Raw genomic sequence first — 26990 nt, 5'->3', positions numbered from 1 at the left:
CCATGTCCGAGGTCGCTCATCTCGCCGCCACCATCTTCAAGCGCGCCGGCAAGGCGCAGCGCTTTGTCGTTGCCATCGCCGGTCCTCCGGGCGCCGGCAAGTCGACCCTTTCGGCCCGCCTGCATGAGCTGCTGCCGGAAGGTGCTGCCGAAATCGTTCCGATGGACGGCTTCCATTACGACGATGTCGTGCTCGAGGCGCGCGGCCTGCGCGCGCGAAAGGGCGCCCCGGAAACCTTTGACTTTGCCGGCTTCGAAACCTTGCTGAAGCGCATCCGCGCGGCCGAACCCGACATCGCCATTCCGGTGTTCGACCGCAGCATGGAATTGTCGCGCGCCGCCGCCTCGATCGTCGCCGCCGAGACCAAGTTCATCCTGGTCGAAGGCAATTACCTGCTGCTTAACGAGGAACCCTGGTCGCGACTGGCGCCGCTGTTCGATTTCTCGATTTTCGTCGATGTGCCGCGCGCCGAACTCGAGCGCCGGCTGCTTGAGCGATGGCACGAGCATGGCCGCTCCGACGAGGACGCCCGCGCCTGGATCGCCTCCAACGACATGCCCAACATCGACCGCGTGCTCGCCCGCCGCCGCCCTGCCGATCTGGTGATCGGCGCTCGAGCCTGATTTGCCGGAGAGCGCCGCCGGAACCTTAAGACTTTCCGGCCGTTATCTCAGCTACGGCAATGATGCTGACATAAGGGAGCCGTCCGATGGCAACCAAGGCAAGAAAGCCTGCGCCCGCCAAGGGCAAGGCAACTCGTTCAAGGGCAACTGAATCCAAGACACTTCAGTCAAAGACGGGCGCTGGCCCGGCTGTCGCCGCGCGTTCCAAGGATGCGGCAAAGCCAACCTTTGGCAAGGCGGCACCGAAGAAGGTGGTACCGGGCGCAGCCAAGGCCAAACCCGCCAAGCCCAGGAAACCGGCAACCGGCGGCAGCTCCATGGCGGGCAGTGCCATGCGCACGGTCAGGACCACAGCCAACGTCGCGGCCGGTGCCGTTGTCGCCACCGCGCGGGGCGCCGCGTCGCTTGCCGCTTCCGTCATGGGCAAGGGCGGCCCAAAAACCGGGGCCAAGGCAAAATAGGCAGCGCCGCCCTGCGGCTCCGCCGGCTTCAGGCTTACGCCGGCATGTCCAGGCCCCTTTGCACCGCCGGCCGGGCAAGACCGCGTTCCAGCCATGCCGCGACAGCGGGAAAGTCGTCGAAGCCGACGAGCTCCCGTGCCTCGTAGAAGCCGATCAAATTGCGCACCCAGCCCAGCATCGAGATGTCGGCGATGGTGTAGTCGTCGGCCATGATCCAGCTGTGGCCCTTCAGCCTGGTCTCGAGCACGCCGATCAACCGCCGCGATTCGTCGCGATAGCGCTCCAGCGGCCGCTTGTCGGCGATCTCGCGTCCGGCGAACTTATGGAAGAAGCCGACCTGGCCGAACATCGGTCCGATGAAGGCCATCTGGAAGAACACCCACTGGATCGTCTCGTAGCGCCGCGCTGGGTCGGCCGGGACCAGCCTGCCGGTCTTGTCACTGAGATAGAGCAGGATGGCGCCGGATTCGAACAGCCCGATCGGCTTGCCGCCCGGGCCATTCGGATCGATCATCGCCGGTATCTTGCCGTTGGGGTTCAGCGACAGGAATTCCGGCGTCCAGCTTTCGTTCTTGCCGATGTTCACCGCATGCGCCTCGTAAGGCAGGCCGAGTTCCTCCAGCGCGATCGACACCTTCACCCCGTTTGGCGTCTGGGCCGAATAGAGCTGGATGCGGTCGGGGTATTTGGCCGGCCAGCGCGTGACGATCGGAAAGGCGGACAGGTCGGTCATCGAAAACTCCTGGTCGAGGATTTTGCGGGGATGCGCGCGGCGCACGAAAAGTCCGCCTATCGGGATGTGGATGAACCCGCGGTCAGACCGCCTTGAACGCCAGCACCGCATTGGTGCCGCCGAAGGCGAAGCCGTTGCTGATCGCGGCGCGCACCTTGCGCTCGCGCGCCACGTTCGGCGTGATGTCGAGATCGCAATCGGCGTCGGTTTCGCGAAAATTGGCCGTCGGCGGCACGATGCCTTCGCGGATCGCCATCACGCAGGCGATCAGCTCCAGGGCGCCCGACGCGCCGAGGCAGTGGGCGTGCATCGATTTGGTCGAGGAGATCGAAAGCCTGTAGGCATGGTCGCCGAAGACGCGCTTGATCGCCGCCGTCTCGATCTGGTCGTTGGCCTTGGTGCCGGTGCCGTGCGCATTGACATAGTCGATGTCTTCCGGGTTGAGCCCGGCATCGGCGAGACAGAAGCGCATCGCTGCCTCCGGCCCTTCGATGGTCGGCGCGACGATATCGGACGCATCGCCGGAAATGCCGGCGCCGGCAATTTCGGCCAGAATCGTGGCGCCGCGCGCCATGGCATGCTCGTAGGTTTCCAGCACGGCCATGCCGGCGCCTTCGCCGAGCACCAGGCCCTGGCGATCGGCCGAAAACGGCCGGCAGGTGTCGGGCGCCATCACCCTGAGCGCCTCCCAGCCTTTCAGGACGCCCCAGACCAGCGGCGCGTCGGTGCCGCCGGCGACCATGATATCGGCGCGGCCGAGCCTGATCTGGTCGACCGCCGATGCGATGGCGTGGTTGGACGAGGAGCAGGCGGAGGTGACGCCGAAGACCGGTCCCCGCAGGCCGAGATTCATGCTGACATGGCCGGCCGCGGCGCCGGGCATCACTTTCGGTACGGTGAAGATGCCGACGCGGTTCTTTCCTTCGAGCAGGACGGCGCGATAGCTCTCTTCGATCGCCTCCCAGCCGCAGACGCCGACGCCGACGATGGTGCCCATCCGGTAGGTGTTGGCTTCTTGTGGGGTCAATCCGGCCTGTTGCGCGGCTTCCCGCGCGGCGATCGTCGCCAGCAGGCTGAAGCGGTCCATCGACACGACCTGCTTGCGGTCGATGCCGTGATCGGGAAGCGTCCTGATTTCGCAGCCGACCCTGTTTTTCAGGTCATGCAACTCCGAATTGACGATTGGGCCGATGGCCGAGCGGCCGGCGCGCATCTCGCCCCAGATCGCGGGCGCATTGGTGCCGAGTCCGCATATGCCGCCGATGCCGGTAATGACGACGCGCTTGTGCATTCAGTCAGGCTTTTTTCGCGATCAGCGCCCGAACCGCCTCGACCATGTCGCCGACGTTCTTCAGGTTGCTCCAGGCGTCGACCGTGTTCATCTCGATCTCGATGCCGTACTGTTCCTCGAGATCGAAAATGATCTCCGTCAGTTCCAGCGAATGGATGCCAAGTGAGGTCAGTTCGGTATTGGTGGTGATTTCTTCGCCACCGGGTTCGGCATGAGCCTTGATCTTCGCGATAATGTCCGCTGCCAGCTGGTCTGCCATTCGGTTCCTTCCCCAACCTTGCCGTTTCTCGACGCCAACTGATCAGCGCCTCTTGTTCCCCGGACTTCGAATCGTCATCGTCGCCTTTATCCCGCTAGGCGCTGCGTGACAGTACCAAGATGGCTCCTCTATAGAAACCGAAACGCTGTCAAGCAACAAGCTATATATCGACAAAGCCGCCGGCGTGGTGGATTTGAGGTCCTGCCACTTTGATGGGCCAGCGCTTGGAATCTCAAATCCAAAACCACACCGGGATTCAATAACTTGCCAGCGCATGACCCCGGAGACTGAATCGGTCTCCGGAAGGGATCATGCGCCAACTGAAAGTGCTGGAGCGTCCTTTGCGCGTCCAAGGGGACGCGCGGCGCTCCAGTGGCAAATCCGAAATTCGTTCGTTACGCTGCTTCAAAGTGATACGGAATTTCGGATTTGCCGCATGAGTGTGCTTAACGTTGGCGCCGTGGATACGATCGAACATGACCTGACCTTTGCGCCGCCGGCCCAGCGCGTCGCCGGAGTGGCGCAACTCGGCTGCGAAAGGAAGGGCGGCCGCACGCGTCTTCGGCGCCTCTATCAGGACGGTTCCGCCAAGATCCGCATGCCTAGAGTCTCGGCCGACCCGCTCGAAGTCGTCTTGATCAACACCGCCGGCGGGCTGACCGGCGGCGACCGCCTTGGCTGGGAGATTGATGTCGGCGCCGGCGCCTCCGCCACCGTAACGACCCAGGCCTGCGAGAAGGTCTACCGTGCAGCATCCGATCGCGCCGAGGTGCGGGTGAAGCTGACGGTCGGCGCTGGCGGCCGAATTGCCTGGCTGCCGCAGGAAACCATCGTCTTTGATCGGTCGGCCTTTGTCCGCAGGCTCGATCTGGAGCTTGCCGCCGGTGCAGAGGCGCTGGTGCTCGAGGCGACCGTCTTCGGCCGCATCGCCATGGGCGAACGCGCGGCGCATGGCAGTTTCCACGATCGTTGGCGCGTCAGCCAGAACGGTGCGCTCGCTCATGCCGAGGATTTCCGTATCGGGCCCGGCATTGCGGCCACCCTCAGCCGTTCCGCCGTGGCCGGCGGCGCCATCGCCATGGCGACGGTGCTGATGATCTCGCCGCGGGTGGAAGCTCTGCTCGATCCGGCCCGGGACATTATCGGCGGCCAGGGCGATGCCAGTGTCTGGAGCGTGAACAAATCTGGCAAGCTTCTTGCGAGGCTGTTTGCCGAGGACGGCTACCAGCTCCGCAAGCGGCTGGTTCCGCTTGTCGAATTGCTCAACGGACGGGCGGGTCTGCCCAAATTATGGTCACTCTGATTGCGATCACGTCACACCTGATTACGCCATTCTAGGGAAACGCATGAACCTGACGCCAAGGGAAAAGGACAAGCTGCTCATCGCGATGGCAGCACACGTGGCGCGCAAGCGGCTCGAACGCGGCGTCAAACTCAATCACCCGGAGGCGATCGCGCTGATCACCGACTTCGTCGTCGAGGGCGCCCGCGACGGCCGCCCGGTCGCCGAGCTGATGGAGGCCGGCGCCCACGTCGTCACCCGCGCGCAGGTGATGGAGGGCATTGCCGAGATGATCCACGACGTCCAGGTCGAGGCGACGTTTCCCGACGGCACCAAGCTGGTGACCGTGCACGAACCGATACGGTGAGGCCGATAAGGTGAGGAGAGGAAAATGCTTGAGCTGCGCCCTAATTGCGAATGTTGCGACAAGGACCTGCCGCCTGAGGCGACGGATGCGCTGATCTGCACCTTCGAGTGCACCTTCTGCACCGAGTGCGTGGAACATGTTCTGGGTGGCGTTTGTCCGAACTGCGGCGGTGATTTCGCACCGCGTCCCATCCGACCGGCGGCGATGCTGGAGAAATATCCCGCCTCGACAAAGCGCGTCTTCAAGGCCGAAGGCTGCGGCCCCCGCAAGGCCGCCTGACCGACATGATCCTGACAACGGAAGGCATATCGATGATCCCCGCAACGATGAAACGCACCACGCTTTCGGCGATCCTGCTTCTCGCCGCTGCAATTCCCGCCTATGCCCATGTCGGCATCGGCATGACCTCGTCCTTGTCAGCCGGCTTAATTCATCCGCTGTCTGGCCTCGACCACGTGACGGTAATGATCGCGGTCGGTTTGTTGGCGGCACTCAAGGGCGGCAAGGCGGTTGTCGCCTGGCCGCTCGCCTTCGTCGGCGTCATGCTGGCGGGCGGTACGCTCGGCACGCTGCAGGTGCCGGTGCCGTTCGTCGAACCGGGCATATTGGCGTCCGTCGTGGTGCTGGGACTGCTGGTCGCGCTCGCGATCGATCTTCCCGTCTCGGCCGGCGTCGCCATCATCGGCCTTTTCGCGATGTTCCACGGTCACGCCCACGGCACCGAGGTGCCTGAAAACGCCGGGCTCGACTATATGGCCGGCTTTGCCGTTGCCACCGCGCTGCTCCATGCCGTCGGCATTGCTGCCGGCCTTGGCTCTGGCGTCAGGTTCCCCGGCCTCGCCCGCGCCGCTGGCGGTGCCTGTGCGGCCGTCGGCGCCGGCCTTGCCTTCGGCGTCTTGTGAGGCTGGCGATGATCCCGGGTGAAATCATCACGGCAGGCGACGAGATCGAACTGAACAAGGGCCAGCCGACCGTCACCATGAAAGTGGCCAATAGCGGCGACCGGCCGATCCAGGTCGGCAGCCACTATCACTTCTTCGAGACCAATGAGGGGTTGAAATTCGATCGCGACAAGGCGCGGGGCATGCGCCTCGACATCGCCGCCGGCACGGCGATGCGCTTCGAGCCCGGCCAGGAACGCGACGTCACCTTGGTGCCGCTTGGCGGCAAGCGCGAGGTCTACGGGTTTCAGCAGAAGATCATGGGCGCGCTGTGAAATCCCGCGCTGTGAGATCCAAGGCGTCTAGCAATTTCGGCTCAACTGGGTGGCTTGGCCGCCGCGTAGATGACGACCTTTCCAGGATCGTCGAATTCCACGGCGAGAACGTCTTCGGTCAGCACACGTCGCGACTCGATGGCGTTGAACAGCAATGCGTTCGCCTCGATCTCTTCGCGCAGTTCCGCAATGTCGTCCTGATGCTGCTCGACCTTGGTCTCTATCGCCGGCGGCAGGCCGCCTTCCGTGCGCGCGGCGTCGGTAAGGAACACGATGTCGACCTTGTCGAGCTTGGATGTCTTGCGAACCGTGCCGATATTTTCACGCGTCCGGTCGATCGCCGAGGTGACTTTGCCTGCTTCCACAGCCGTGTTGGTCTCTTCCTGCCCGACCTCCGAGCCGATGATCTTGTTGACGGTGTCCGGGCCTTCAAGGCCCTGTGCATTCAGCGCGGCCTGGGGAAGGCTCGCCGCGAGAAACGCAGTTGCGGCAATCATATGCAGCCATCTGGTATCGGGGAAGGTGGTGATCGCCATCGCTCGCTCTCAGGGGCCCTTTCGAGAACCGTTGCTACGCCAAACAATCGAAACGTAATCTGCCTTGCGAAGGTTCCCTCCCCGGTGCGGCGGGCCGACCTTGCGCCGGCCCGCCATAGCGCATCGTCAGCTCGCTTTCTTGGTGATCAAGGTCAGCGCGCCATTCGTGTCCATGCTGGCGGCGATCACTTGCGCCGAGGTGAGTCCCTTGGCTTCGAGCGCGGACTTGACCTGGGGCGTCGCGTCGATCGAGCTGCGCAATTTCTGCAGGCCGTCCTCGCCGCGCTTGGCCATCACTTCGTTGACCTTGGTCTGCGTTTCCTTGGGCAGTTCTTCGATGTCGACGACGTTGACGGTCTGAATCGCCGGCGCTTGCGGTTGAGCGCCAGGTGCCGCCGGAGCGGGCGAAGCCGGCGGTTCGCCGGGTTGCGGCGCAGGCTGTTGCTGAGCGCTGGCAGCGGTCGCGAGCAGGAGGGTGGCGGCGGCTGCAAGACGTATCGTTTTGCGCATGGATCTTCCTTTCCATCGATTGGCAAACGGTCGTTTTGGGGTGACCCTGCCACCTCAAACGTTAAATGGGATCGGAAAGTGTCGCCCAGCGGGTCATTGCGTGACCATAAGGTGGCGACAATGTGGGGACCGGTTTCGACAGGCTGGATCTTGGGCCGTATTTCGGGAGCAATTGCTGATGGCTAGAATCACCCGCGCCGCCTATGCCCAGATGTACGGCCCGACCGTCGGCGACAAGGTGCGGCTTGCCGATACCGAATTGTTCATCGAGGTCGAAAAGGATTTCACGCTTCATGGCGAAGAGGTGAAATTCGGCGGCGGCAAGGTCATCCGCGACGGCATGGGCCAGAGCCAGGTGTCGCGCGCGCAAGGCGCCGTCGACACCGTCATCACCAATGCGCTGGTCGTCGATGCGTCAGCCGGCATCTTCAAGGCCGATATCGGCCTCAAGGACGGACGCATCGCCGCCATCGGCAAGGCCGGCAATCCGGATACGCAAAACGGCGTCACCATCATCATCGGCCCCGGTACCGAGATCATCGCTGGCGAAGGCAAGATACTCACCGCCGGCGGCTTCGACGCGCATATCCATTTCATCTGCCCGCAGCAGATCGAGGAAGCGCTGATGTCCGGCATCACCACCATGCTCGGCGGCGGCACCGGACCGGCGCATGGCACGCTGGCGACCACCTGCACGCCTGGGCCGTGGCATATGGCGCGCATGATCCAGTCCTTCGACGCCTTCCCGATGAACATAGGCCTGTCGGGCAAGGGCAATGCCTCGCTGCCGGCAGCACTTGAAGAAATGGTGCTGGGCGGCGCCTGCTCGCTGAAGCTGCACGAGGACTGGGGCACGACGCCCGCGGCGATCGACTGCTGCCTGTCGGTCGCCGACGATTACGACGTGCAGGTGATGATCCACACCGACACGCTGAACGAGTCCGGCTTTGTCGAGAACACGGTCGCCGCGATCAAGGGCCGCACCATCCACGCCTTCCATACCGAGGGCGCCGGCGGCGGCCATGCGCCTGACATCATCAAGGTTTGCGGCCTGCCCAACGTCATCCCATCCTCGACCAATCCGACCCGGCCCTACACGGTCAACACGCTGGCCGAGCATCTCGACATGCTGATGGTCTGCCATCATCTGTCGCCGTCGATCCCCGAAGACATCGCCTTTGCCGAAAGCCGCATCCGCAAGGAAACCATCGCCGCCGAGGACATTCTGCACGACATCGGCGCCTTCTCGATCATCTCGTCGGACAGCCAGGCCATGGGCCGCGTCGGCGAAGTGGCGATCCGCACCTGGCAGACCGCCGACAAGATGAAGCGCCAGCGCGGTTCGCTGCCGCAGGAGACCGGCGACAACGACAATTTCCGCGTCCGCCGCTACATTGCCAAATACACGATCAATCCGGCCATCGCGCATGGCCTGTCGAACGAGATCGGCTCGGTGGCGGTCGGCAAGCGCGCCGACCTGGTGCTGTGGAACCCGGCCTTTTTCGGCGTCAAGCCCGACATGGTGCTGATCGGCGGCATGATCGCCGCCGCCCCGATGGGCGATCCCAACGCCTCGATCCCGACGCCGCAGCCGATGCATTACCGGCCGATGTTCGGCGCCTACGGCAAGGCGATGACCAACTCGTCGGTGACCTTCGTCTCCAGGGCCGCGCTCGATGCCGGCCTGCGCGGCAGGCTCGGCGTCGACAAGCAGATGGTCGCCGTCGAGAACACCCGCGGCGGCATCGGCAAGCATTCGATGGTGCTCAACGACGCCACCCCGCATGTCGAGGTCGATCCCGAAACCTACGAGGTCCGTGCCGACGGTGAATTGCTAACCTGCGAGCCGGCAACCGTGCTGCCGATGACGCAAAGGTACTTTCTGTTCTAGCGCCATAGCGCTAGAAGGCCTGATGCAGAACAGGCTGCGATAAATCCATGGAACAGCAGTTCGTCTCTGCCCATGACATCTTCCCGCATATCCGCATCGTCATGGGCATGGTGATTGGCCTCGGCGTCACGCGCCTTCTGTCAGGGCTCGCCCGCATCGTCCAGCATCCCGGCCAATACCGGCTCTATCCCGTGCATCTGGCCTGGGTTGGCTCCATGCTGTTGTTGCTGGTCCATTTCTGGTGGTGGGAATTCGGCCTCTACACCCTCGAGACCTGGACCTTCGGCAAGTACCTGTTCATCATCTTCTACGCCGTCATCCTGTTCATGCTGTGCGCGTTGCTGTTTCCGGACTCGATGCTCGACTACACCAGCTACGAGGATTTTTTCTATTCGCGCCGTGCCTGGTTCTTCGGCCTGCTGGCGACGACTTATCTGCTCGATGTGATCGACACGCTGCTGAAAGGGCCGGAGCATTTCGCCCATTTCGGCGTTGAATATTTGATCCGCACGCCGATTTTCGTCGCGCTTTGCGTCGTCGCGATACTTGTTCGCGACCGCCGCTTTCACGTCGCCTTCGTCGCCGGCACGTTGGTCTACCAGATGTCCTTCATCCTGCGGCTCTTCGACACGATCGCCTGACTACAGCGCCGCGCGTCCTTTCGGACACGCGAAGGACGTTGTAGAAACTTGATTTGGCGCATGAATCCTTTCCTAAATCGAATACGATTTCGGGCTCATGCACCGCCATTGGGCCGATGTTCGCGATGGGTTAGGGTTACGGGAAAGGCAGGTTTCAATGAAGCTCGACATCCGCACCGACTTCACCAAATTCCCGCGCGCCGTCTCGGTGCTCACCGCCGGCGAAGCGGGAGCGGTCACGCCCTATGATCGTGCCGTGCTTGCCCATGACGAGCGGCATCTGCGCCGCCGGGTCATCGAAACCGCCGGCGGAGACAGGGTGCTGGTCGATCTGCCCGAACCAATTATCTTGGGCGATCGCGACCGGCTGGTGCTGGAGGATGGCCGTCATGTCGAGATCGTCGCGGCTGAGGAGCCGCTCTATGACATCCGTGCCGAGAGCGCCGTTCACCTGGCCGAGCTCGCCTGGCATATCGGCAACCGGCATCTTGCGGCCGCCATCGAGGCGCAACGCATCCTCATCCTGCGCGATCATGTCATCAAGGCGATGCTGGAAGGCCTGGGTGCAACCGTGAGCGACGTTTCTAAACCGTTCATGCCGGTGCGCGGCGCCTATTCCGGCCATGGCCACGATCACGGTCATGCCCATGCCAAAACGCATGCGCACAGCCATGCCGAGGCGCATTCTCATGCCCAGAGCGACACACATTCCCACTCGCACAGCCATTCGCACGACCACGACAGCCATAGCCATGACTGACCAGCCTTCCAACGTCGCTCTGTTGCGGCTGATGGCGTGGCTGTCGCCTTCCTTTCCGGTCGGCGGCTTTTCCTACAGCCACGGCCTCGAACAAGCCGTGCATGCCGGGCTGGTTGCCGACAGCAAAGACCTCGCCGCATGGCTGGAGACGCTGATCGAGATGGGCTCGGGCTGGAACGACGCGGTGCTGTTTGCCGAAAGCTGGCGGCGCGCCCGCGAGGGCGGCGATCTCGACGGGATCGCGGCACTTGCCGAGGCCTTGGCCGGCTCGCGCGAGCGCCACACTGAAACCATGCTGCAAGGGGCGGCCTTCCTGAAGGCGGCCTCGGCCTGGCCCTGCCAGGTGCTGGAACGTCTGCCGCGCGAATGCCCTTATTGCGTCGCTGTCGGCGCGGTGGCCGGTGGCAATGGCATTGCGCTGCAAGACGCGCTCTCCGCCTTCCTTCAGGCCTTCTTCTCCAACCTCGTCCAGGCCGCGATCAGGCTCGGCGTCGTTGGCCAGACGGGTGCCACCGCGCTGCTCGCCGGTTTCGAGCCGCTGGCGCTCAGCGTCGCCGCTCGTGCCGCCGGCTCGACGCTGGACGATCTCGGCGGCTGCGCCTTCGTCTCGGATGTCATGGCGATGAAGCACGAAACGCAATATTCACGGTTGTTCCGCTCATGATCATTCTCGCCTTCACGCTCTCGTTCGTCCTGCTGCTGATCACCACGCTGCATGTCTATTGGGGCATTGGCGGCATCTGGCCGGGCAGGGACGCTGCCTCCTGCGCCCGCGCGGTGGTCGGCTTTCGCGGCGTCGACGAAATGCCGGCTCCCTTCGCCAGCTTCGCCGTTGCCGCGTGCCTCGGCCTGGCGACACTGTGGCCGATGGCGCTCGAAGGCGTCGTTGCCACGCCCTTTCCAAAGGCCGGGCTTGTCGCCACGGCGCTGCTGATCGCGCTGGTCTTCCTGGCGCGCGGCATTGCCGGCTTCACGCCCTGGTGGCGCCGGCTGACGCCGGAACAGCCTTTCGCGCGGTTCGATGTCAGCTATTATTCGCCGCTCTGCTTGGTTGTAGGGCTCGGCTTCGCCATTCTTGCCATCACGGAGTTTTCCGCATGACACAAGCCAACGGTCCTCTTCGCATCGGCATCGGCGGCCCCGTCGGCTCCGGCAAGACGACGCTCACCGAAAAGCTCTGCAAGGCACTGCGCGACGAGTTCTCCATCGCCGTCGTCACCAACGACATCTACACCAGGGAAGACGCCATGATGCTTGCCCGGCTTCAGGCGCTGTCCGAGGACCGTATCATGGGTGTCGAAACCGGTGGTTGCCCGCACACCGCCATCCGCGAGGACGCCTCGATCAATCTGCAGGCGATCGCCGAGATGACCAAAAAATTTCCGGATCTCGACATCGTCTTCATCGAGTCGGGTGGCGACAACCTTGCCGCAACCTTTTCCCCCGACCTTGCCGACCTGACGCTCTATGTCATCTCGGTCTGCCAGGGCGAGGAGATCCCGCGCAAGGGCGGCCCGGCGATTACCCGTTCCGACTTCCTGGTCATCAACAAGAGCGATCTCGCACCCTATGTGAACGTCAATCTCGAAATCATGGAGAGCGATGCCGCCCGCATGCGCGGCAAGCGGCCCTTCGGCTTCACCGACCTGTCGCGCGGCAAGGGCCTGCAGGAGGTGATCGATTTCATCGTCGAGCAAGGCGGGCTCAGGGTTCGCGCCTCCACGAGCACGGCTGCGTAAGGCAACGCCGCTCGTCTGTGCCAAACGAAACCGGTTGCGCGCCCCTCCGGCGCGCGGCATCCTTGCGTCTTTCACGGAGGTTTTCGATGAGCATCGCCCGCCTGCAGAAGGAAATGCTGACCAACCTGCCCTTCCACGAGGAGCGCGTCGATCTGGCTTGCGCCTTCCGCTGGACGGCGCGGCTCAACATGCACGAGGCCGTGGCCAATCATTTCTCGCTGGCCGTCAACGATGACGGTTCGCAATTCCTGATGAACCCCAACCAGGTGCATTTCTCACGCATCAAGGCGAGTGATCTGCTTTTGATCGACGCCAACGACCCCGGCACGCTCTCCGGCCCGAATGCACCCGATCCGACGGCATGGGGCTTGCATGGCGCCATCCATCGCAACGTGCGTCATGCGCGCTGCGTCATGCATGTGCATTCGATCCACGCCACGGTGCTCGCTTCGCTCGCCGACTCGACCTTGCCGCCGATCGACCAGAACTCGGCGATCTTCTTCAACCGCCACGTCGTCGACGGCCATTATGGCGGGCTCGCCTTCGAGGAGGAGGGCGAACGCTGCTCGCAGCTGCTTACCGACCCGAAGGTCAAGGTGATGGTCATGGGCAACCATGGCGTGCTGGTCATCGGCGACAGCGTCGCCGACACCTTCAACCGCATGTTCTATTTCGAACGCGCCGCCGAGACCTACATCAAGGCGCTGTGGACCGGCCGTCCGCTGCGGGTCCTGTCGGACGAGATCGCCGAAAAGGCGGCAAGGGAACAGGAAGATTATCCCGACCAGGCCGAACGGCACTTGTCCGAACTGAAGGCGATCCTCGACGAGCAGGAGCCGGTCTACCGGAATTGAGCCCCTTTCTCCCTGTCACTATACGGGGAGAAGGTGCCGGCAGGCGGATGAGGGGCGGCGCAAGCGCCCGAAAGTGTGGACGAACTCAAAACTCGGCCTGACGGTGATCTCAAGCGCCCTGGAAAAGCGCTTTCATTGTCAATCTCGGTGCCGCCCCTCATCGCCCTGCCGGGCACTTCTCCCCGTATAGTGACGGGGAGAAGGACGCTCTCATTGCCGGTTTCGCCATTAATCAAATCATCGACGTTGCAGGAAGAGCGTCTAGGTTGCGGCCCCCACCTTCCTCAAGCTGGAAGCCCCAGCTCAGCCCGCAATTCGTCGGCGCTATTGATGACGACAGCGCCGGGCGGCCCATTCATGGGCACTTCCGGCCAGAAGATCGTCCTCATCCCCGCCGCCAGCCCGGCCGTAACGCCGGTCACGCTGTCGTCGACGGCCACGGCATCGGCTGGATCGACACCGGCCAGCCAGGCAGCGCGCAGGAAGGGTTCGGCGTGCGGCTTGCCTTCATACACGTCATTGCGGCTGACCGTCTTCATGCCGGGATAGACGAGCCCGACCGCACGCAGATTGGCATCGACGATCAGCCGGTCGGAATTGGACACTACCGCTTGAGCCACGCCAAGCGCGCGCAGTTCGTTGAAAATCTCGATCGCGCCGAGGCGTGGCTTCAGCGTCTCGGCCATCGGCAGATAGTGGTCGTATTTGCGTACGATCCAGTCGTCGAAGGGCAGGTCGAGACCGAACTCGTCGCGCAGCATCTCGTAGACCGGCCATGCGGCGATGCCGAGCACCCGCTCATGCAGGTTGGCCGGCGCTGCGATGCCGACGCTATGCAGCGCCGCCACCAGCGCGGCCTCGTGCAACGGCTCGCTGTCGACCAGTGTGCCGTCCATATCCCAGAAAACCGCTTTCGGCGTCATGCAAGAATCCCTTCTTCGACCCCCTTAAAGCGTTTGTGATAGGAGATAAACCTTCGAGCCGCCGTCAGCGGTGCCGACTTAGCCGAATCCCCGTTCGTTCTTGCAGAAACATGCAAGCAATTGCTCTGATGAACGGCAATTGCGCGCAAGCGCATTCCCTGCAAGACTATGGTCCCGGTTTAAAATGGTTGGCGGGCTGGAGGGAAAGGCTTGAAATCGCGGCAGGACAGCGGCAGCAGCAGATTGGACGACGCGGCACGCGCCGGCTGGCTCTATTATGTTGCCGGCAATACGCAGGACCAGATCGCCTCGACGCTCGGCATTTCGCGGCAGACGGCGCAGCGATTGGTGTCGCTGGCGGTGTCGGAAGGGCTGATCAAGGTGCGTGTCGACCATCCGATCGCCAATTGCCTCGACCTCGCGGCGCGGCTGAAATTGCGCTTCGCGCTCGATCTGGTCGAGGTGGTGCCGAGCGATCCCGCTTCCTCCTCCACCATCATCGGCGTCGCCGAGGCGGCGGCTGCCGAGATCGAGAGGCGGTTGCGGTCGCCGACGCCGATCGTCATGGCGATTGGCACCGGCCGTACGCTGAAGGCGGCGATCGAGCAATTGCCGCCGATGGAATGTCCGCAGCACAAGGTCGTGTCGCTGACCGGCAACATCTCGCCCGACGGCTCGGCCGCTTTCTACAACGTCATCTTCACCATGGCCGACAGGGTCAAGGCGCGATCCTTCCCGATGCCGCTGCCGGTCATCGCCTCCTCGCCGGAGGAGCGCGAGATGCTGCACAACCAGCCGATGATCCGGCCGACATTGGCGCTGGCGGCGGAGGCCGACGTCACGTTCGTCGGCATCGGCGATCTCGGCCCCAAGGCGCCGCTTTACGAGGACGGCTTCATTTCGGAGAGTGAATTGAAAGCGCTGCAAAAGGCGGGCGGCGTCGCCGAGATCGTTGGCTGGGTGTTCGATCGCGAAGGCCGCATGATCGAAGGCATAACCAACGACCGCGTATCGTCGGCTGCGCTGCCGTCGCGTGAAAAGTCGCTGGTGATCGCCTCGGCCATGGGCGAGCGGAAGCTGCCAGGCATCCTTGCGGCTGTGAACCGGCGGCTGGTCAACGGCCTCATCACCGATGAGCGGACCGCCGCCGCCCTGCTGGCGGCGGGTTGATCTCGATAAATTCCGGCTAGGTTCGGTGAGACTATTGGCGGCGGCCGCGAGGATCGTTGCCGTCCAGAAAACCCATGTCGCGCTGCAGATGCGGCGGTAAGGCCATCAGGTCGAGATAGGCCCGTTTCCTGGCCCCGCGCCGTGCCAGTCCACGCACCAGCCACGAAAGCCAGCTTTGGCCTGGAGTCAAGAGCAGCTTTTCCTGTACCGTGGTCATGATCATCGGCCTCCGCTATGTCTAGGGCATGCGATCGTCCAGCTCAGATATCGGCAGGATCGGCCGTTGCTGCCAATCAAACGTCGATCACCGCCCATAAGGAGGGCTTATGCCTGAACTCAAGTCACGGCAGATCTCTCAGCTCCCGCCGCTTCAGGCGATCCGGGTGTTCGAGGCGGTGGCGAGGCATCTTTCCTTCACCAGGGCCGCCGGCGAGCTCGGCATGACGCAGGCGGCGGCGAGCTATCAGATCAAGCTTCTGGAGGAGCGCGTCGGCGCGCCTCTGTTCCTGCGCCGTCCCAAGCAGATCGTGCTGACCGAGGCCGGGCAGCGTCTGGCTCCCGCGGTCAGCGAGGCCTTCGCCTTGCTGAGTGGAGCCTATGCCGCCGCGCGCAGCGGCGCCGACGGCGTGCTGTGCGTTTCGACGCTGCTGACGTTTGCCTCCAACTGGCTGGCCCGCCATCTCGGCTCGTTCCAGGTCGCGCATCCGTCGCTGGCAGTGCGCCTCGACACCTCGAACCGCCTTGTCGATTTCGCCCGCGAGGATATCGACATCGCCATCCGCTCCGGCGGTGGCACCTGGCCGGGCGTCGAGGTTCACAAGCTCTTCAATGCGGATTTCACACCGGTTCTGAGCCCGCAGCTCGCGGCCAGCATCGGCGGAGTCAGGGAGCCGGCCGACCTGCTGCGTTTGCCGATCCTTGATCCCAGCGACATCTGGTGGCGAGACTGGTTTGTCGCCGCCGGCCTGCCGGTCGAGGAATTGGCCCAGCGACCCGGCACCAGTATGGGGGCGCAGGCCTACGAGGCCAATGCCGCGATTGCCGGACAGGGCGTGGCGATCGTGACCAGGGCGCTGTTCAGTGCCGAACTTGCCGACGGCCGCCTGATTCAGCCTTTCGACCTGGTCGGCGACGACGGTCAAGCCTATTGGCTGGTCTATCCCCAGGCACGGCGCAACGTGCCGAAGATCCGCGCTTTTCGCGAATGGATTCTGGCTGAGATCGCCGGTCGCTAATCCGACATTCCGCGCGCCGAGACCCGTCCCAGCAGTTTTCAAATATTCCAGGGAAGCGTCTGGAACGGCATTCGGCGCGAGCCTGCGTGCTGCACTGCAGCAACGAATCCGCCTTGACATAATTCACGCAGAGTGAGTAATTGCCCACAGCCAAGGCAAATGCTCAGCTTGGTCTATGGGAGGAATTGATGAAACTTCGCACGCTCACCCTGGCTCTGTTGTCGGCCAGCGCCCTCGCGTTCGCCGCGCATGCCGAATCCATCACCATCGCCACCGTCAACAACGGCGATATGGTCCGCATGCAGAAGCTGACCGACGACTTCACCGCCAAGAACCCCGACATCCAGCTCCAGTGGGTCACGCTCGAGGAAAACGTGCTGCGCGAGCGCGTCACCACCGACATCGCCACCAAGGGCGGCCAGTACGACGTGATGACCATCGGCACCTACGAGGTTCCGATCTGGGCCAAGCAGAGCTGGCTGCTGCCGCTCGACAAGCTCGGCGACGACTATGACGTCAAGGACATCATTCCGGCCATTGCCGGCGGCCTGTCGGTCGACGGCACGCTTTATGCGGCACCGTTCTACGGTGAAAGCTCCTTCGTCATGTACCGCAAGGACCTGATGGAGAAGGCCGGGCTGACCATGCCCGACGCACCGACCTGGGACTTCATCAAGCAGGCCGCCGACAAGATGACCGATCGCGCCAACGGCGTGAACGGCGTCTGCCTGCGCGGCAAGGCCGGCTGGGGCGAGAACATGGCCTTCCTGACCGCCATGTCGAACTCCTTCGGCGCGCGCTGGTTCGATGAGGCCTGGAAGCCGCAGTTCGACCAGCCCGAATGGAAGAACACGCTGCAGTTCTACGTCGACCTGATGAAGGCCAACGGCCCCGAGGGCGCGTCTTCCAACGGCTTCAATGAGAACCTGGCGCTGTTCCAGCAGGGCAAGTGCGGCATGTGGATCGATGCCACCGTCGCGGCCTCCTTCGTCTCCGACCCGAAGAATTCAACGGTCGCCGACAAGGTCGGCTATGCGCTGGCGCCGGACAATGGCTTGGGCAAGCGCGGCAACTGGCTGTGGGCCTGGTCGCTGGCTATTCCCGCGGGCACGCAAAAAGCGGATTCGGCACAGAAGTTCGTTTCCTGGGCGACCAGCAAGGCTTACGCCGAACTCGTTGCCTCGAAGGAAGGCTGGGCCAATGTTCCGCCCGGAACACGCTCTTCGCTCTACGCCAATCCGGAGTACCAGAAGGCGGCGCCCTTCGCCAAAATGACGCTGGACTCGATCAATGCCGCCGATCCGACGCATCCGACAGTCAAGCCGGTTCCCTATGTCGGCGTCCAGTTCGTCGCCATTCCCGAGTTCCAGGGCCTTGGCACCACTGTCGGCCAGCTCTTCTCGGCGGCACTCGCCGGCCAGACGAGCGTCGACGACGCCTTGAAACAGGCCCAGGACGCTGCCACCGCGACGATGACCGAGGGCGGTTATATCCAGTAAGGCTCCTCCCGGTGCCCGAACGCCGGTTGCCCATCATGGCCGGCTGGCAGGGGCCGCCCGAATCCCAGTTCGGGCGGCCGCCTTCACACCTCAAGAATTTTGGCTGACCTTTGAAGGGTGACCGTCATGGCTACTCAGCAGACCCGTTCGCTTGCCCGCTTCATGATGGCGCCATCCGTGGTGCTGCTGCTGGTTTGGATGATTGTTCCGCTGGCATTCACCCTGTGGTTCTCCTTCCAGCAGTACAACCCGCTCAACCCGATCCGCGACGGGTTCATCGGCTTCTCGAACTACGCCCTATTCTATTCCAACCCGGCATTCCTGCAGTCGATCCTGAACACGCTCGCCATCGTCGGCAGCGTGCTTTTGATCACCGTGGTCGGCGGCATCGCGCTGGCCCTCCTGATCGATCAGCCGATATGGGGACAGGGCATCGTCCGCATCCTCGTCATCTCGCCGTTCTTCGTCATGCCGCCGGTGGCCGCACTGGTCTGGAAGAACATGATCATGCATCCGCAATACGGCGTCTTCGCCGATATCGCGCGCTTCTTCGGCGGACAGCCGATCGACTGGTTCGGGCAGTATCCGCTCACCGCGATCATCATCATCGTCGCCTGGCAGTGGCTGCCGTTCGCGACGCTGATCCTGTTGACCTCGCTGCAGTCGCTCGACGGCGAGCAGAAGGAGGCGGCCGAGATGGACGGGGCCGGCTTCGTCAGCCGTTTCATCTATTTGACGCTGCCGCACATGTCGCGCGCCATCACCGTCGTCATCCTGATCCAGACGATCTTCCTTCTGTCTGTCTATGCCGAGATCCTCGTCACCACCAATGGCGGCCCGGGTTACGCCTCCACCAACCTGCCCTTCCTCGTCTACCAGAAGGCATTGCTGGAGTTCAAAATCGGCCAGGCGTCCGCCGGCGGCATCATCGCCGTAATTCTCGCCAACATCGTCGCCTTCTTCGCCATGCGCGCGGTCGGCAAGAACCTGGATAAATAGGGAGGATAAGATGGCACGTGCAGTCACCACCCGGCACAAGACGATTGCGACCGCGGCCGCCTGGATCGTCGCCCTGCTGGTCTTCTTCCCGATCCTCTATACGGTCATCACCTCGTTCAAATCGGAGCAGGAGGCCATTCAGGGTTTCAACTTGTTTCCGTCGGGGACTATGGAAAGCTATTCCCAGGTCGAGGCGCAGAACGGCTACTTCAAGTTCTTCCTCAATTCGGTGTTTCTGGCGGTCGGTTCCACCATCCTGGCTTTGCTAGTCGCCATTCCGGCGGCATGGTCGATGGCTTTCTCGCCGGGCAAGTGGACCAAGGACATCCTGATGTGGATGCTTTCCACCAAGATGATGCCGGCGGTTGCCGTGCTGTTCCCGATCTACCTGATCTTCCGCGATACCGGATTGCTCGACAGCCGCATCGGCCTGATGATCATGCTGATGCTGATAAACCTACCGATCGTGGTGTGGATGCTCTACACCTACTTTCGCGAGATCCCGGGCGAGATCCTGGAAGCGGCGCGCATGGACGGCGCATCGCTCTGGAAGGAGATCGTCTACGTGCTGACGCCGATGGCTGTGCCAGGCATTGCCTCGACGATGCTGCTCAACATCATCCTGGCATGGAACGAGGCATTCTGGACGATCCGGCTGACCACCACCGAGGCCGCCCCGCTCACAGCCTTCATCAGTTCGTTCTCCAGCCCGCAAGGCCTGTTCTGGGCCAAGCTGTCGGCGGCCTCGACGCTGGCGATCGCGCCGATCCTGATCATGGGCTGGTTCAGCCAGAAGCAGCTGGTCCGCGGCCTGACCTTTGGCGCCGTGAAGTGATACCGCCGCAGGCGACGAACGACTGATAATAACCCCTCGGGGAGGAAACCATGGGAAACATCACGCTCAAGAACGTCTCCAAATCCTTCGGGGCGACGACGATCATTCCAAACATCGATCTGGTCATCGAGAACGGCGAGTTCGTCGTTTTCGTCGGCCCGTCGGGCTGCGGCAAGTCCACGTTGCTCAGGCTGATCGCCGGGCTGGAGGATACCAGCGCCGGCACCATCAACATCGACGGCCGCGACGTGACCGGCGAGGCGCCGGCCAAGCGCAAGCTGGCCATGGTGTTCCAGTCCTATGCGCTCTACCCGCACATGACGGTGGCCAAGAACATCGCCTTCCCGCTGAAGATGGCGGGGGAGGACCAGGCGACCATCGACAGGAAGGTGAAGGACGCGGCGCGCGTCCTGAATCTCACCGACTATCTCGATCGCCGTCCCGGCCAGCTCTCCGGCGGCCAGCGCCAGCGCGTCGCCATCGGCCGCGCCATCGTGCGCCAGCCATCGGCGTTCCTGTTCGACGAGCCGCTGTCCAACCTCGACGCGGCACTGCGCGGCACCATGCGGCTCGAGATCAGCGAACTGCATCATCAGCTCAAGACGACCATGATCTACGTCACCCACGACCAGGTCGAGGCCATGACCATGGCCGACAAGATCGTCGTGCTCAATGCCGGCAACGTCGAACAGGTCGGTTCGCCGATGGAGCTCTACAAGACGCCGAAGAACCTGTTCGTCGCCGGCTTCATCGGCTCGCCGAAGATGAACCTGTTCGAAGGCGCGCCGGCGGCCAAATACGGCGCCCGGACCGTCGGCATTCGCCCCGAGCATATGAACATCTCGACGACCTCAGGCGAATGGAAGGCCACCGTCGGTGTCGCCGAGCATCTCGGCTCCGACACGTTCTTGCACGTGCAGGCTGACGGCGTCGGGCCGCTGACGGTGCGCGCCGACGGCGAACTGGCCGTCAATCACGGCGACACGATCTACCTGACGCCCGACAAGGCCAAGCTGCATCGCTTCGATGCCGGCGGGAAGGCGATGGTGCAGTGAGGCTAAAGGGTAAATCGGCGCTGATCACCGGATCGGCTCGCGGCATCGGCAGGGCGTTCGCCGAGGCCTATATGCGCGAGGGCGCCACGGTTGCGATCGGCGACATCAATCTCGAAGCCGCGGAAAAGACGGCTTCTGAGATCGGTGGCAAAGCTTACGCCGTGAAACTGGACGTCACCGACCTCGCTTCGATCGAGGTGGCGGTCAAGGCGGTCGAGACAAGGACCGGCGGACTGGACATTCTGATCAACAACGCCGCTTTGTTCGACCTGGCGCCGATCGTCGACATATCGAAGGCAAGCTACGACAGATTGTTCTCCGTCAATGTCGCCGGCACGCTGTTCACGCTGCAGGCGGCCGCCCGTTCGATGATCGCCCGGGGCAAGGGCGGCAAGATCATCAACATGGCGAGCCAGGCCGGCCGCCGCGGCGAGGCGCTGGTCGGCGTCTATTGCGCCACCAAGGCGGCCGTCATCTCGCTCACCCAGTCGGCCGGGCTCGACCTGATCAAGCACCGCATCAACGTCAATGCCATCGCGCCGGGCGTCGTCGACGGCGAGCATTGGGACCATGTCGATTCGCTGTTCGCCAAATATGAGAACCGGCCGAAGGGCGAGAAGAAGAGACTGGTCGGCGAAGCAGTGCCCTATGGTCGTATGGGCACGGCGCAAGACCTCACCGGCATGGCGGTGTTCCTGGCCAGTGAGGACGCCGAATACATCGTCGCCCAGACCTACAATGTCGATGGCGGCCAGTGGATGAGTTGAGGGGGCGAAGGCGCTCTTCTCCCCGTCCCCTCCACGGGGAGAAGAGCCGTCCCGCCAAAGGTAAAGCAGATGACAGTGAAACTCTCTTCTTCAATCCTCGCCAACCTGCCCCCCAGGGTCACCGGCCCGAAATACGATCGCGCCGCGCTCAAGGCCGGCATCGTGCATTTCGGCGTCGGCAATTTCCACCGCTCGCACCAGGCGGTCTATCTCGACGATCTGTTCAATTCTGGCGTCGGCCACGACTGGGCACTTGTCGGCGCCGGCGTCTTCGAGGGCGAGAAGATCGGCCGCGGCAAGCTGCAGGAACAGGACTGGCTGACCACCGTGGTCGAGCAGGACACCGGCCATATGAGCGCCCGCGTCACCGGCGTCATGATCGATTTCCTGATGCCGGGCGATGCCGCGGCGATCATCGAACGGCTTGCCGATCCGGCGATAAGGATCGTTTCGCTGACCATCACCGAGGGGGGCTACTTCATCGATCCCGCGTCGGGACGGTTCAATCCGACGCATCCCGACATCGTCGCCGACGCCGAGCCGGGAGCAACGCCGAAGACCGTCTTCGGCATCATCCTCGCCGGGCTGATGCGCCGACGCGAAGACGGCATCGTGCCGTTCACGATCATGTCCTGCGACAACATCCCCCACAACGGCCATGTCACCTCGGACGGCGTCATCGGTCTCGCCCGGCTGATCGACGAGGATCTGGCGACGTGGGTAAGCGAGAACGTCGCCTTTCCGAACGGCATGGTCGACCGCATCACGCCCGCTACCACCGACCGGGAGCGCGGCATTCTGTCGAGCGAATTCGGCCTCGACGACAATTGGCCGGTGTTCTGCGAGCCGTTCAGGCAATGGGTGCTGGAGGATCATTTCACCGACGGCCGGCCGCCGCTGGAAAAGGTCGGCGTGCAGTTCGTCAAAGACGTCGCGCCCTACGAGGTCATGAAGATCCGCATCCTCAACGGCGGCCATGCGACCATCGCCTATCCCGCGGGACTGATGGACATCCATTTCGTCCACGAGGCGATGCAGGAACCGCTGGTGCGCGGCTTTCTCGCCAAGCTGGAGCATGACGAGATCATCCCGACCGTCCCGCCGGTGCCGGACACCGTGCTGGAGGATTATTACCAGCTCATCGAGCACCGCTTCTCCAATCCGAAGATCGGCGACACGATCCGCAGGCTTTGCCTCGACGGCTCCAACCGGCAGCCGAAATTCATCGTCCCGACCATCGCCGACCGGCTGAAGGCCGGCAAAAGCATCGCCGGCCTGGCGCTGGAATCGGCATTTTGGTGCCGCTACTGCTTCGGCACGACCGACAGCGGCGCCGTCATCGAGCCCAACGATCCGAACTGGGACCGGCTGCAGACGACGGCAAAAGCGGCGAAGGAAGCGCCTGCCGTCTGGCTTGCGATGGAGGACATCTATGGCGATGTCGGCCGCTCGGCTCCGTTTGCCGAAGCCTTCGCCCATGCGCTCAAGGCGCTCTGGGCGGACGGCGCGCGTGCGACGCTGACGCGCTATCTCGCCGGCCAATTCTGAATTTCACTCGATGAAGCCCGGCAATGACGCCTGACCTGGTCATTTTCGACTGCGACGGCGTGCTGGTCGACAGCGAGGCGCTGTCCGTCGCGGCGCTGCTCGGCATGATCACGATCGCCGGCGGCACGATCAGCGAGGAGACCGCCTATGAGCATTTCCTCGGGAAGAGCATGAAGAGCGTCCGCGAAATCCTCGGCCGCGACTTCGGGCTTGATATCACCGACCAGCATCTGAGAGAGATGCGCGCCGAGCTGATGCGCAAATTTCGCGAGGAGCTGAAACCGATCCCCGGCATAGGGCAGGTTCTGCCGAGGCTGGTCATGCCATGCTGCGTCGCCTCCTCCGGCACGCTGGAGCGCATCCGCTATGCGCTCGACGTTACCGGTCTGCTCGGGCTGCTGGAGCCGCATCTGTTCAGCGCGGCAATGGTCGAACGGGGCAAGCCGGCGCCGGATCTCTTTCTCCACGCAGCCGCCAAAATGGGCGCTGTCCCGCAAAATTGTCTCGTCGTCGAGGACAGCCCGGCTGGCGTCGCGGCGGCACGGGCGGCGGGCATGCGCGTCCTTGCCTTCACCGGCGGTTCGCATGCCGGCAACCCGGCATTGAAAGCGCGGCTTGCGTCAAGTGAACCGGACTTTATATTCGCGGACATGCTGCAATTGCCCGATTTGATTGCAGGCCTGGGAGCGAGAGCAGGAACACCTTGACGAAAAGTTTTGTTTGCGCGGTCGATGTCGGCACCGGGAGCGCCCGTGCGGGCATTCTCGACACGAGAGGCACCTTGCTTGGCCGCGCCGAGCACCCGATCGCCATGAACCGGCCGAAGGCCGATCACGCCGAACACGATTCGCAGGATATCTGGTCGGCGGTCTGCGTTGCCGTGCGCGCCGCCCGCGAAAAGGCAGGCGTGGCAGCGGACGATATTGCCGGCATCTCCTTCGACGCCACCTGCTCGCTGGTGGTGCGGGGCAGGGATGGTGGCCAGCTCAGCGTATCGGAGTTGGGCGAAAGGCGCTGGGACACCATCGTCTGGCTCGACCACCGCGCCATTGCCGAGGCCGATGAATGCACCGAAAGCGGCCATGCCGTGCTCGACTATATCGGCGGCGTGATGTCGCCGGAAATGGCGACGCCGAAGCTGATGTGGCTGAGGCGCAATCTGCCGCGGACATGGAATGAAGCCGGCTATCTATTCGATCTCACCGACTTCCTGACCTGGAAGGCGACCGGCTCGCTGGCCCGTTCGCAATGCACGCTGACCGCCAAATGGACCTATCTGGCGCATGAGGAAACCGGCTGGCGGCGCGATTTCTTCGAAACCGTCGGCCTCGGCGACCTTTTCGAGCATGGCAGTCTGCCTGGCAAGGCCAGCCCGGTCGGCACCGATATCGGCCGGTTGAGCGCGCAAGCCGCGGCTGAGCTCGGCCTCAAGGAAGAATGCCGGGTCGGCGCCGGTGTCATCGACGCCTATGCCGGCGCGCTCGGCGTGCTTGGTGGCTTTGCCGGCGACGAAACCAACATCGGCCGGCATCTGGCGCTGATCGCCGGCACGTCGAGCTGCGTCATGGCGATGTCGCCCGATCCGCAACCTTTTGCCGGCGTCTGGGGCCCGTATTATGGTGCCGCTCTTCCCAGGCTTTGGCTGTCGGAAGGCGGTCAGTCGGCCACCGGCGCGTTGCTCGACCACATCATCCGCTGGCATGGCGCCGGCGGTGAGCCGGACGCCGCCATGCACGCCAGGATCGCCCGGCGCGTCGCCGAACTTCGCGCCATCGAGGGCGAAAATCTTGCCGGAAGGCTGCACGTGCTACCGGATTTTCACGGCAACCGCTCACCGCTCGCCGATCCGCATGCCGTCGGCGTCATCAGCGGATTGACGCTGGATTCCTCCTTCGACAGCCTGTGCAAGCTTTACTGGCGGACCGCGGTAAGCATCGCGCTGGGCGTGCGCCATGTGCTGGAAGCACTGAACGAGAACGGCTATCTGATCGACACGCTGCATGTCACCGGCGGCCACACCAAGAACCCGCTGTTGATGGAGCTCTACGCCGACGCCACCGGCTGCACGGTGGTCGAGCCGCTGGCCGACGAGGCGGTGCTGCTCGGCACCGGCATGGTCGCCGCGACCGCCGCCGGGCTTTTCCCCGACTTGAACGCCGCTTGCGTCGCCATGCAGCAGGGCGGCAGGAGGCGGACGTCGAACCCGGCTGCCAACGGCCGGTTCGACCGCGACTACCGGGTGTTCCTCGAGATGCACCGGCAAAGGCAAGTGCTGGACGGGATCACATAGGTCGTGCCCCGCCGGTCGGCTTTCGCACCGACCTAAGCCTTCACGACGCGGTCGCAGACGATGCCATTGCGTTGCATCGCATTGCGCGTGTCGATTATCAGCCGCGAATGGTTCGCGAGAAGCCCGTAATCGATGCCGTCATGGTCGGTGACGATCACAACGGCATCATAGGCGCCGATGGAATCGCGACTGAGCCGGATGCAGTCTTTTCCAGCCAGCCGCGGGTGTTTGCGCGTCTTCGGAAGGCGGGCGACATGCGGGTCGTGATAGGCGATGTCGGCCGTGCGCGATTCCAGCAGTTCGATCAGCTTCAATGCCGGGCTTTCACGAACGTCGGAGACATTTTTCTTGTAGGCGACACCGACGATCAGGATGGCCGCCTGGCTCAGAGGCAGGCCCAGCCGCGTATCCAGCGCTTCAGTCAGCTTTGACATGACATAATGCGGCATCGACACGTTGATCTCGCCGGCGAGCTCGATGAACTTTGTCGAGACTTCGAATTCGCGCGATTTCCAGGTCAGATAAAATGGATCGATCGGTATGCAGTGACCACCAAGCCCAGGCCCGGGATAGAAGGGCATGTAACCGAACGGCTTGGTCTTCGCGGCCTCGATCACCTCCCAGATGTCGATCCCCATGGCGCCGTAGATAACCTTCAATTCGTTGACCAGAGCGATATTGACCGCCCGGAAAATGTTTTCCGTCAGCTTCACCACCTCTGCGACCTTGATGCTTGAAACCGGCACAACCTTGTCGATGATCGTGCCGTAGAATTGCGCCACCAGCCTGGCCGCGGCCGGGCCGTCTCCTGCCACGACCTTCGGAATGGTGGCGGTCTCGAAGCCGGTGCTGCCCGGATCTTCCCGCTCGGGCGAGTATCCGAGGAAAAAGTCGCGACCGGACCTGTATCCGCTCGCCTCGAGGATCGGCTTCATCACCTCGTCGGTCGTGCCCGGATAAGTCGTGGATTCGAGCACGATCAGCTGATCTTTGCGCAAATGACCGGCGATGGCGCGCGTCGTGCTTTCGACAAAGGAAAGGTCAGGCTCACGCTGCTTGGTGAGCGGCGTCGGAACACAGATCGCCAGGACGTCGCATTGCGCGAAGTCCGCGAAATCAAATGTCGGCCTGAAGGCTCCACCTGCCATCATGGCCTGAAGTGCTTTGTCGGTTACCGCGCCGATGTAGGACCGGCCGGTTTTCAGCTTTTCAACCTTGGTATGATCCGCGTCGAAACCGATGACCCTGAACCCAGCGCGGGCAGTCGCGGCCGCCAGCGGCAGGCCGACATAGCCAAGCCCGACGATGCCGATCGTGGCCGTCCGGGCCTCCAATTTTGAAAGAAGGGTCGCCCCCCGACTGTGATCGGCCAGAATGGTCATTTTTTTGCGTCTCCCACCCTATACAGTCGAAGGTCTTTCGATGCTGTATTCTTACGTTTTACGAGTCGCGACAGAGGATCTGCCAATCCAGCAAGCTGTTCGGCATCGCGCTTCGTGCCTGCAG

At 63.3% G+C, this 26990-nt stretch carries 32 protein-coding genes; 24 read left to right on the top strand and 8 right to left on the bottom strand.

What is annotated here, in order from left to right:
• Positions 1-2: 2 nt before the first annotated feature.
• Complete coding sequence (locus AC0NID_RS05205) at positions 3-623, top strand: nucleoside triphosphate hydrolase (RefSeq protein ID WP_473451462.1); 621 nt, start codon at positions 3-5, stop codon at positions 621-623.
• Between the two features lie 86 nt (positions 624-709).
• On the top strand, positions 710-1084 hold the full coding sequence (locus AC0NID_RS05200; RefSeq protein WP_473451460.1) for a hypothetical protein: 375 nt from the start codon (positions 710-712) through the stop codon (positions 1082-1084).
• 34 nt (positions 1085-1118) lie between these two features.
• On the opposite strand, the gene AC0NID_RS05195 is transcribed toward AC0NID_RS05200, so the two are convergent.
• From AC0NID_RS05195 to AC0NID_RS05185, 3 genes are all read right to left on the bottom strand, one after another.
• Positions 1119-1817, bottom strand: a complete 699-nt coding sequence (locus AC0NID_RS05195) for a glutathione S-transferase family protein (RefSeq protein ID WP_473451458.1) — start codon at positions 1815-1817, stop codon at positions 1119-1121.
• An 82-nt stretch (positions 1818-1899) separates the two neighbouring features.
• Positions 1900-3108, bottom strand: a complete 1209-nt coding sequence (locus tag AC0NID_RS05190) for a beta-ketoacyl-[acyl-carrier-protein] synthase family protein (RefSeq protein ID WP_473451456.1) — start codon at positions 3106-3108, stop codon at positions 1900-1902.
• Positions 3109-3112: 4 nt separating this feature from the next.
• On the bottom strand, positions 3113-3367 hold the full coding sequence (locus AC0NID_RS05185) for an acyl carrier protein (RefSeq protein WP_473451454.1): 255 nt from the start codon (positions 3365-3367) through the stop codon (positions 3113-3115).
• A 460-nt stretch (positions 3368-3827) separates the two neighbouring features.
• Here AC0NID_RS05185 and AC0NID_RS05180 point away from each other — a divergent pair, with 460 nt between their 5' ends.
• Genes AC0NID_RS05180 through AC0NID_RS05160 form a run of 5 tightly spaced genes read left to right on the top strand, consistent with a single transcriptional unit; the run spans position 3828 to position 6232 of the window.
• On the top strand, positions 3828-4670 hold the full coding sequence (locus AC0NID_RS05180) for an urease accessory protein UreD (RefSeq protein ID WP_473451522.1): 843 nt from the start codon (positions 3828-3830) through the stop codon (positions 4668-4670).
• 43 nt (positions 4671-4713) lie between these two features.
• Positions 4714-5016: an urease subunit gamma gene (locus AC0NID_RS05175; protein WP_126036601.1), complete on the top strand. Its 303-nt coding sequence runs from the start codon at positions 4714-4716 to the stop codon at positions 5014-5016.
• A 24-nt stretch (positions 5017-5040) separates the two neighbouring features.
• Positions 5041-5295, top strand: a complete 255-nt coding sequence (locus AC0NID_RS05170; protein ID WP_473451452.1) for a DUF1272 domain-containing protein — start codon at positions 5041-5043, stop codon at positions 5293-5295.
• A gap of 32 nt (positions 5296-5327) precedes the next feature.
• Positions 5328-5918, top strand: a complete 591-nt coding sequence (locus AC0NID_RS05165; protein ID WP_473451450.1) for a HupE/UreJ family protein — start codon at positions 5328-5330, stop codon at positions 5916-5918.
• 8 nt (positions 5919-5926) lie between these two features.
• A complete protein-coding gene (locus AC0NID_RS05160) occupies positions 5927-6232 on the top strand; it encodes an urease subunit beta (RefSeq protein ID WP_473451448.1) in 306 nt (101 codons plus the stop codon).
• Positions 6233-6273: 41 nt separating this feature from the next.
• Here AC0NID_RS05160 and AC0NID_RS05155 read toward each other — a convergent pair whose 3' ends face one another.
• Complete coding sequence (locus AC0NID_RS05155) at positions 6274-6768, bottom strand: hypothetical protein (RefSeq protein WP_473451446.1); 495 nt, start codon at positions 6766-6768, stop codon at positions 6274-6276.
• Between the two features lie 126 nt (positions 6769-6894).
• Positions 6895-7278: a hypothetical protein gene (locus tag AC0NID_RS05150; RefSeq protein ID WP_473451445.1), complete on the bottom strand. Its 384-nt coding sequence runs from the start codon at positions 7276-7278 to the stop codon at positions 6895-6897.
• A gap of 178 nt (positions 7279-7456) precedes the next feature.
• Between AC0NID_RS05150 and ureC the strand changes: the two genes are divergently transcribed.
• The 7 genes from ureC (at position 7457) to AC0NID_RS05115 (ending at position 13163) form a co-directional block, all read left to right on the top strand.
• Entirely contained in the window at positions 7457-9169 is a 1713-nt protein-coding gene (gene ureC / locus AC0NID_RS05145; protein WP_473451443.1) for an urease subunit alpha, read from the top strand.
• A 47-nt stretch (positions 9170-9216) separates the two neighbouring features.
• The gene (locus tag AC0NID_RS05140; RefSeq protein ID WP_473451441.1) at positions 9217-9810 is read left to right on the top strand and encodes a hypothetical protein; all 594 of its coding nucleotides are present in this window, start codon (positions 9217-9219) and stop codon (positions 9808-9810) included.
• Between the two features lie 157 nt (positions 9811-9967).
• Entirely contained in the window at positions 9968-10570 is a 603-nt protein-coding gene (locus AC0NID_RS05135; protein ID WP_473451439.1) for an urease accessory protein UreE, read from the top strand.
• Entirely contained in the window at positions 10563-11234 is a 672-nt protein-coding gene (locus AC0NID_RS05130) for an urease accessory protein UreF (protein WP_473451437.1), read from the top strand. The genes AC0NID_RS05135 and AC0NID_RS05130 overlap by 8 nt, the downstream gene beginning before the upstream one ends.
• Entirely contained in the window at positions 11231-11671 is a 441-nt protein-coding gene (locus tag AC0NID_RS05125) for a DUF3995 domain-containing protein (protein WP_473451436.1), read from the top strand. Before AC0NID_RS05130 ends, AC0NID_RS05125 begins: the two co-directional genes overlap by 4 nt.
• Positions 11668-12309 carry an urease accessory protein UreG gene (ureG, locus tag AC0NID_RS05120; RefSeq protein ID WP_473451434.1) on the top strand — a complete coding sequence of 214 codons (642 nt, stop codon included), beginning with the start codon at positions 11668-11670 and terminating at the stop codon, positions 12307-12309. Before AC0NID_RS05125 ends, ureG begins: the two co-directional genes overlap by 4 nt.
• A gap of 86 nt (positions 12310-12395) precedes the next feature.
• Positions 12396-13163, top strand: coding sequence for a class II aldolase and adducin N-terminal domain-containing protein (locus AC0NID_RS05115; RefSeq protein WP_473451432.1), 768 nt, complete (start codon positions 12396-12398; stop codon positions 13161-13163).
• Positions 13164-13447: 284 nt separating this feature from the next.
• Here AC0NID_RS05115 and AC0NID_RS05110 read toward each other — a convergent pair whose 3' ends face one another.
• Positions 13448-14086 carry an HAD family hydrolase gene (locus AC0NID_RS05110; RefSeq protein ID WP_473451430.1) on the bottom strand — a complete coding sequence of 213 codons (639 nt, stop codon included), beginning with the start codon at positions 14084-14086 and terminating at the stop codon, positions 13448-13450.
• A 210-nt stretch (positions 14087-14296) separates the two neighbouring features.
• Here AC0NID_RS05110 and AC0NID_RS05105 point away from each other — a divergent pair, with 210 nt between their 5' ends.
• A complete protein-coding gene (locus AC0NID_RS05105) occupies positions 14297-15256 on the top strand; it encodes a sugar-binding transcriptional regulator (RefSeq protein WP_473451429.1) in 960 nt (319 codons plus the stop codon).
• A gap of 31 nt (positions 15257-15287) precedes the next feature.
• On the opposite strand, the gene AC0NID_RS05100 is transcribed toward AC0NID_RS05105, so the two are convergent.
• Entirely contained in the window at positions 15288-15473 is a 186-nt protein-coding gene (locus AC0NID_RS05100) for a hypothetical protein (RefSeq protein ID WP_292167224.1), read from the bottom strand.
• 109 nt (positions 15474-15582) lie between these two features.
• On the opposite strand from AC0NID_RS05100, the gene gcvA reads away from it, so the two are divergent.
• The 9 genes from gcvA (at position 15583) to AC0NID_RS05055 (ending at position 25484) form a co-directional block, all read left to right on the top strand.
• Positions 15583-16491, top strand: coding sequence for a transcriptional regulator GcvA (gene gcvA / locus AC0NID_RS05095; RefSeq protein ID WP_473451427.1), 909 nt, complete (start codon positions 15583-15585; stop codon positions 16489-16491).
• A gap of 188 nt (positions 16492-16679) precedes the next feature.
• A complete protein-coding gene (locus AC0NID_RS05090; RefSeq protein ID WP_473451425.1) occupies positions 16680-17990 on the top strand; it encodes an ABC transporter substrate-binding protein in 1311 nt (436 codons plus the stop codon).
• A 126-nt stretch (positions 17991-18116) separates the two neighbouring features.
• Complete coding sequence (locus AC0NID_RS05085; RefSeq protein ID WP_473451423.1) at positions 18117-18989, top strand: carbohydrate ABC transporter permease; 873 nt, start codon at positions 18117-18119, stop codon at positions 18987-18989.
• Positions 18990-18999: 10 nt separating this feature from the next.
• Positions 19000-19824 (top strand): carbohydrate ABC transporter permease, encoded by an 825-nt coding sequence (locus AC0NID_RS05080; protein ID WP_473451421.1) that lies wholly within the window; start codon positions 19000-19002, stop codon positions 19822-19824.
• Positions 19825-19874: 50 nt separating this feature from the next.
• Positions 19875-20879, top strand: coding sequence for an ABC transporter ATP-binding protein (locus tag AC0NID_RS05075; RefSeq protein ID WP_473451419.1), 1005 nt, complete (start codon positions 19875-19877; stop codon positions 20877-20879).
• Positions 20876-21646, top strand: a complete 771-nt coding sequence (locus AC0NID_RS05070; protein ID WP_473451417.1) for an L-iditol 2-dehydrogenase — start codon at positions 20876-20878, stop codon at positions 21644-21646. The genes AC0NID_RS05075 and AC0NID_RS05070 overlap by 4 nt, the downstream gene beginning before the upstream one ends.
• A gap of 69 nt (positions 21647-21715) precedes the next feature.
• A complete protein-coding gene (locus AC0NID_RS05065) occupies positions 21716-23194 on the top strand; it encodes a mannitol dehydrogenase family protein (protein ID WP_473451415.1) in 1479 nt (492 codons plus the stop codon).
• A 23-nt stretch (positions 23195-23217) separates the two neighbouring features.
• Complete coding sequence (locus AC0NID_RS05060) at positions 23218-23901, top strand: HAD family hydrolase (RefSeq protein WP_473451413.1); 684 nt, start codon at positions 23218-23220, stop codon at positions 23899-23901.
• On the top strand, positions 23898-25484 hold the full coding sequence (locus tag AC0NID_RS05055) for an FGGY-family carbohydrate kinase (RefSeq protein WP_473451411.1): 1587 nt from the start codon (positions 23898-23900) through the stop codon (positions 25482-25484). The genes AC0NID_RS05060 and AC0NID_RS05055 overlap by 4 nt, the downstream gene beginning before the upstream one ends.
• A 32-nt stretch (positions 25485-25516) precedes the next feature.
• Here the strand turns inward: AC0NID_RS05055 and AC0NID_RS05050 are convergent, their stop codons facing one another.
• Positions 25517-26866 (bottom strand): nucleotide sugar dehydrogenase, encoded by a 1350-nt coding sequence (locus AC0NID_RS05050; RefSeq protein ID WP_473451409.1) that lies wholly within the window; start codon positions 26864-26866, stop codon positions 25517-25519.
• Positions 26867-26990: the final 124 nt, after the last annotated feature.

It is taken from the genome of Mesorhizobium sp. WSM4821, assembly GCF_055901555.1.
The sequence above is the reverse complement of the archived record's forward strand: the minus strand, read 5'-3'. Positions and strand labels throughout refer to the sequence as shown.

Excerpts from the sequence above, each read along its gene's own strand:
- AC0NID_RS05205 (WP_473451462.1), top strand. The coding sequence starts at position 3 with ATGTCCGAGGTCGCTCATCTCGCCGCCACCATCTTCAAGCGCGCCGGC.
- AC0NID_RS05200 (WP_473451460.1), top strand. The coding sequence starts at position 710 with ATGGCAACCAAGGCAAGAAAGCCTGCGCCCGCCAAGGGCAAGGCAACT.
- AC0NID_RS05195 (WP_473451458.1), bottom strand. The coding sequence starts at position 1,817 with ATGACCGACCTGTCCGCCTTTCCGATCGTCACGCGCTGGCCGGCCAAA.
- AC0NID_RS05190 (WP_473451456.1), bottom strand. The coding sequence starts at position 3,108 with ATGCACAAGCGCGTCGTCATTACCGGCATCGGCGGCATATGCGGACTC.
- AC0NID_RS05185 (WP_473451454.1), bottom strand. The coding sequence starts at position 3,367 with ATGGCAGACCAGCTGGCAGCGGACATTATCGCGAAGATCAAGGCTCAT.
- AC0NID_RS05175 (WP_126036601.1), top strand. The coding sequence starts at position 4,714 with ATGAACCTGACGCCAAGGGAAAAGGACAAGCTGCTCATCGCGATGGCA.
- AC0NID_RS05170 (WP_473451452.1), top strand. The coding sequence starts at position 5,041 with ATGCTTGAGCTGCGCCCTAATTGCGAATGTTGCGACAAGGACCTGCCG.
- AC0NID_RS05165 (WP_473451450.1), top strand. The coding sequence starts at position 5,328 with ATGATCCCCGCAACGATGAAACGCACCACGCTTTCGGCGATCCTGCTT.
- AC0NID_RS05160 (WP_473451448.1), top strand. The coding sequence starts at position 5,927 with ATGATCCCGGGTGAAATCATCACGGCAGGCGACGAGATCGAACTGAAC.
- AC0NID_RS05155 (WP_473451446.1), bottom strand. The coding sequence starts at position 6,768 with ATGGCGATCACCACCTTCCCCGATACCAGATGGCTGCATATGATTGCC.
- AC0NID_RS05150 (WP_473451445.1), bottom strand. The coding sequence starts at position 7,278 with ATGCGCAAAACGATACGTCTTGCAGCCGCCGCCACCCTCCTGCTCGCG.
- ureC (WP_473451443.1), top strand. The coding sequence starts at position 7,457 with ATGGCTAGAATCACCCGCGCCGCCTATGCCCAGATGTACGGCCCGACC.
- AC0NID_RS05140 (WP_473451441.1), top strand. The coding sequence starts at position 9,217 with ATGGAACAGCAGTTCGTCTCTGCCCATGACATCTTCCCGCATATCCGC.
- AC0NID_RS05135 (WP_473451439.1), top strand. The coding sequence starts at position 9,968 with ATGAAGCTCGACATCCGCACCGACTTCACCAAATTCCCGCGCGCCGTC.
- AC0NID_RS05130 (WP_473451437.1), top strand. The coding sequence starts at position 10,563 with ATGACTGACCAGCCTTCCAACGTCGCTCTGTTGCGGCTGATGGCGTGG.
- AC0NID_RS05125 (WP_473451436.1), top strand. The coding sequence starts at position 11,231 with ATGATCATTCTCGCCTTCACGCTCTCGTTCGTCCTGCTGCTGATCACC.
- ureG (WP_473451434.1), top strand. The coding sequence starts at position 11,668 with ATGACACAAGCCAACGGTCCTCTTCGCATCGGCATCGGCGGCCCCGTC.
- AC0NID_RS05115 (WP_473451432.1), top strand. The coding sequence starts at position 12,396 with ATGAGCATCGCCCGCCTGCAGAAGGAAATGCTGACCAACCTGCCCTTC.
- AC0NID_RS05110 (WP_473451430.1), bottom strand. The coding sequence starts at position 14,086 with ATGACGCCGAAAGCGGTTTTCTGGGATATGGACGGCACACTGGTCGAC.
- AC0NID_RS05100 (WP_292167224.1), bottom strand. The coding sequence starts at position 15,473 with ATGACCACGGTACAGGAAAAGCTGCTCTTGACTCCAGGCCAAAGCTGG.
- gcvA (WP_473451427.1), top strand. The coding sequence starts at position 15,583 with ATGCCTGAACTCAAGTCACGGCAGATCTCTCAGCTCCCGCCGCTTCAG.
- AC0NID_RS05090 (WP_473451425.1), top strand. The coding sequence starts at position 16,680 with ATGAAACTTCGCACGCTCACCCTGGCTCTGTTGTCGGCCAGCGCCCTC.
- AC0NID_RS05085 (WP_473451423.1), top strand. The coding sequence starts at position 18,117 with ATGGCTACTCAGCAGACCCGTTCGCTTGCCCGCTTCATGATGGCGCCA.
- AC0NID_RS05080 (WP_473451421.1), top strand. The coding sequence starts at position 19,000 with ATGGCACGTGCAGTCACCACCCGGCACAAGACGATTGCGACCGCGGCC.
- AC0NID_RS05075 (WP_473451419.1), top strand. The coding sequence starts at position 19,875 with ATGGGAAACATCACGCTCAAGAACGTCTCCAAATCCTTCGGGGCGACG.
- AC0NID_RS05065 (WP_473451415.1), top strand. The coding sequence starts at position 21,716 with ATGACAGTGAAACTCTCTTCTTCAATCCTCGCCAACCTGCCCCCCAGG.
- AC0NID_RS05060 (WP_473451413.1), top strand. The coding sequence starts at position 23,218 with ATGACGCCTGACCTGGTCATTTTCGACTGCGACGGCGTGCTGGTCGAC.
- AC0NID_RS05050 (WP_473451409.1), bottom strand. The coding sequence starts at position 26,866 with ATGACCATTCTGGCCGATCACAGTCGGGGGGCGACCCTTCTTTCAAAA.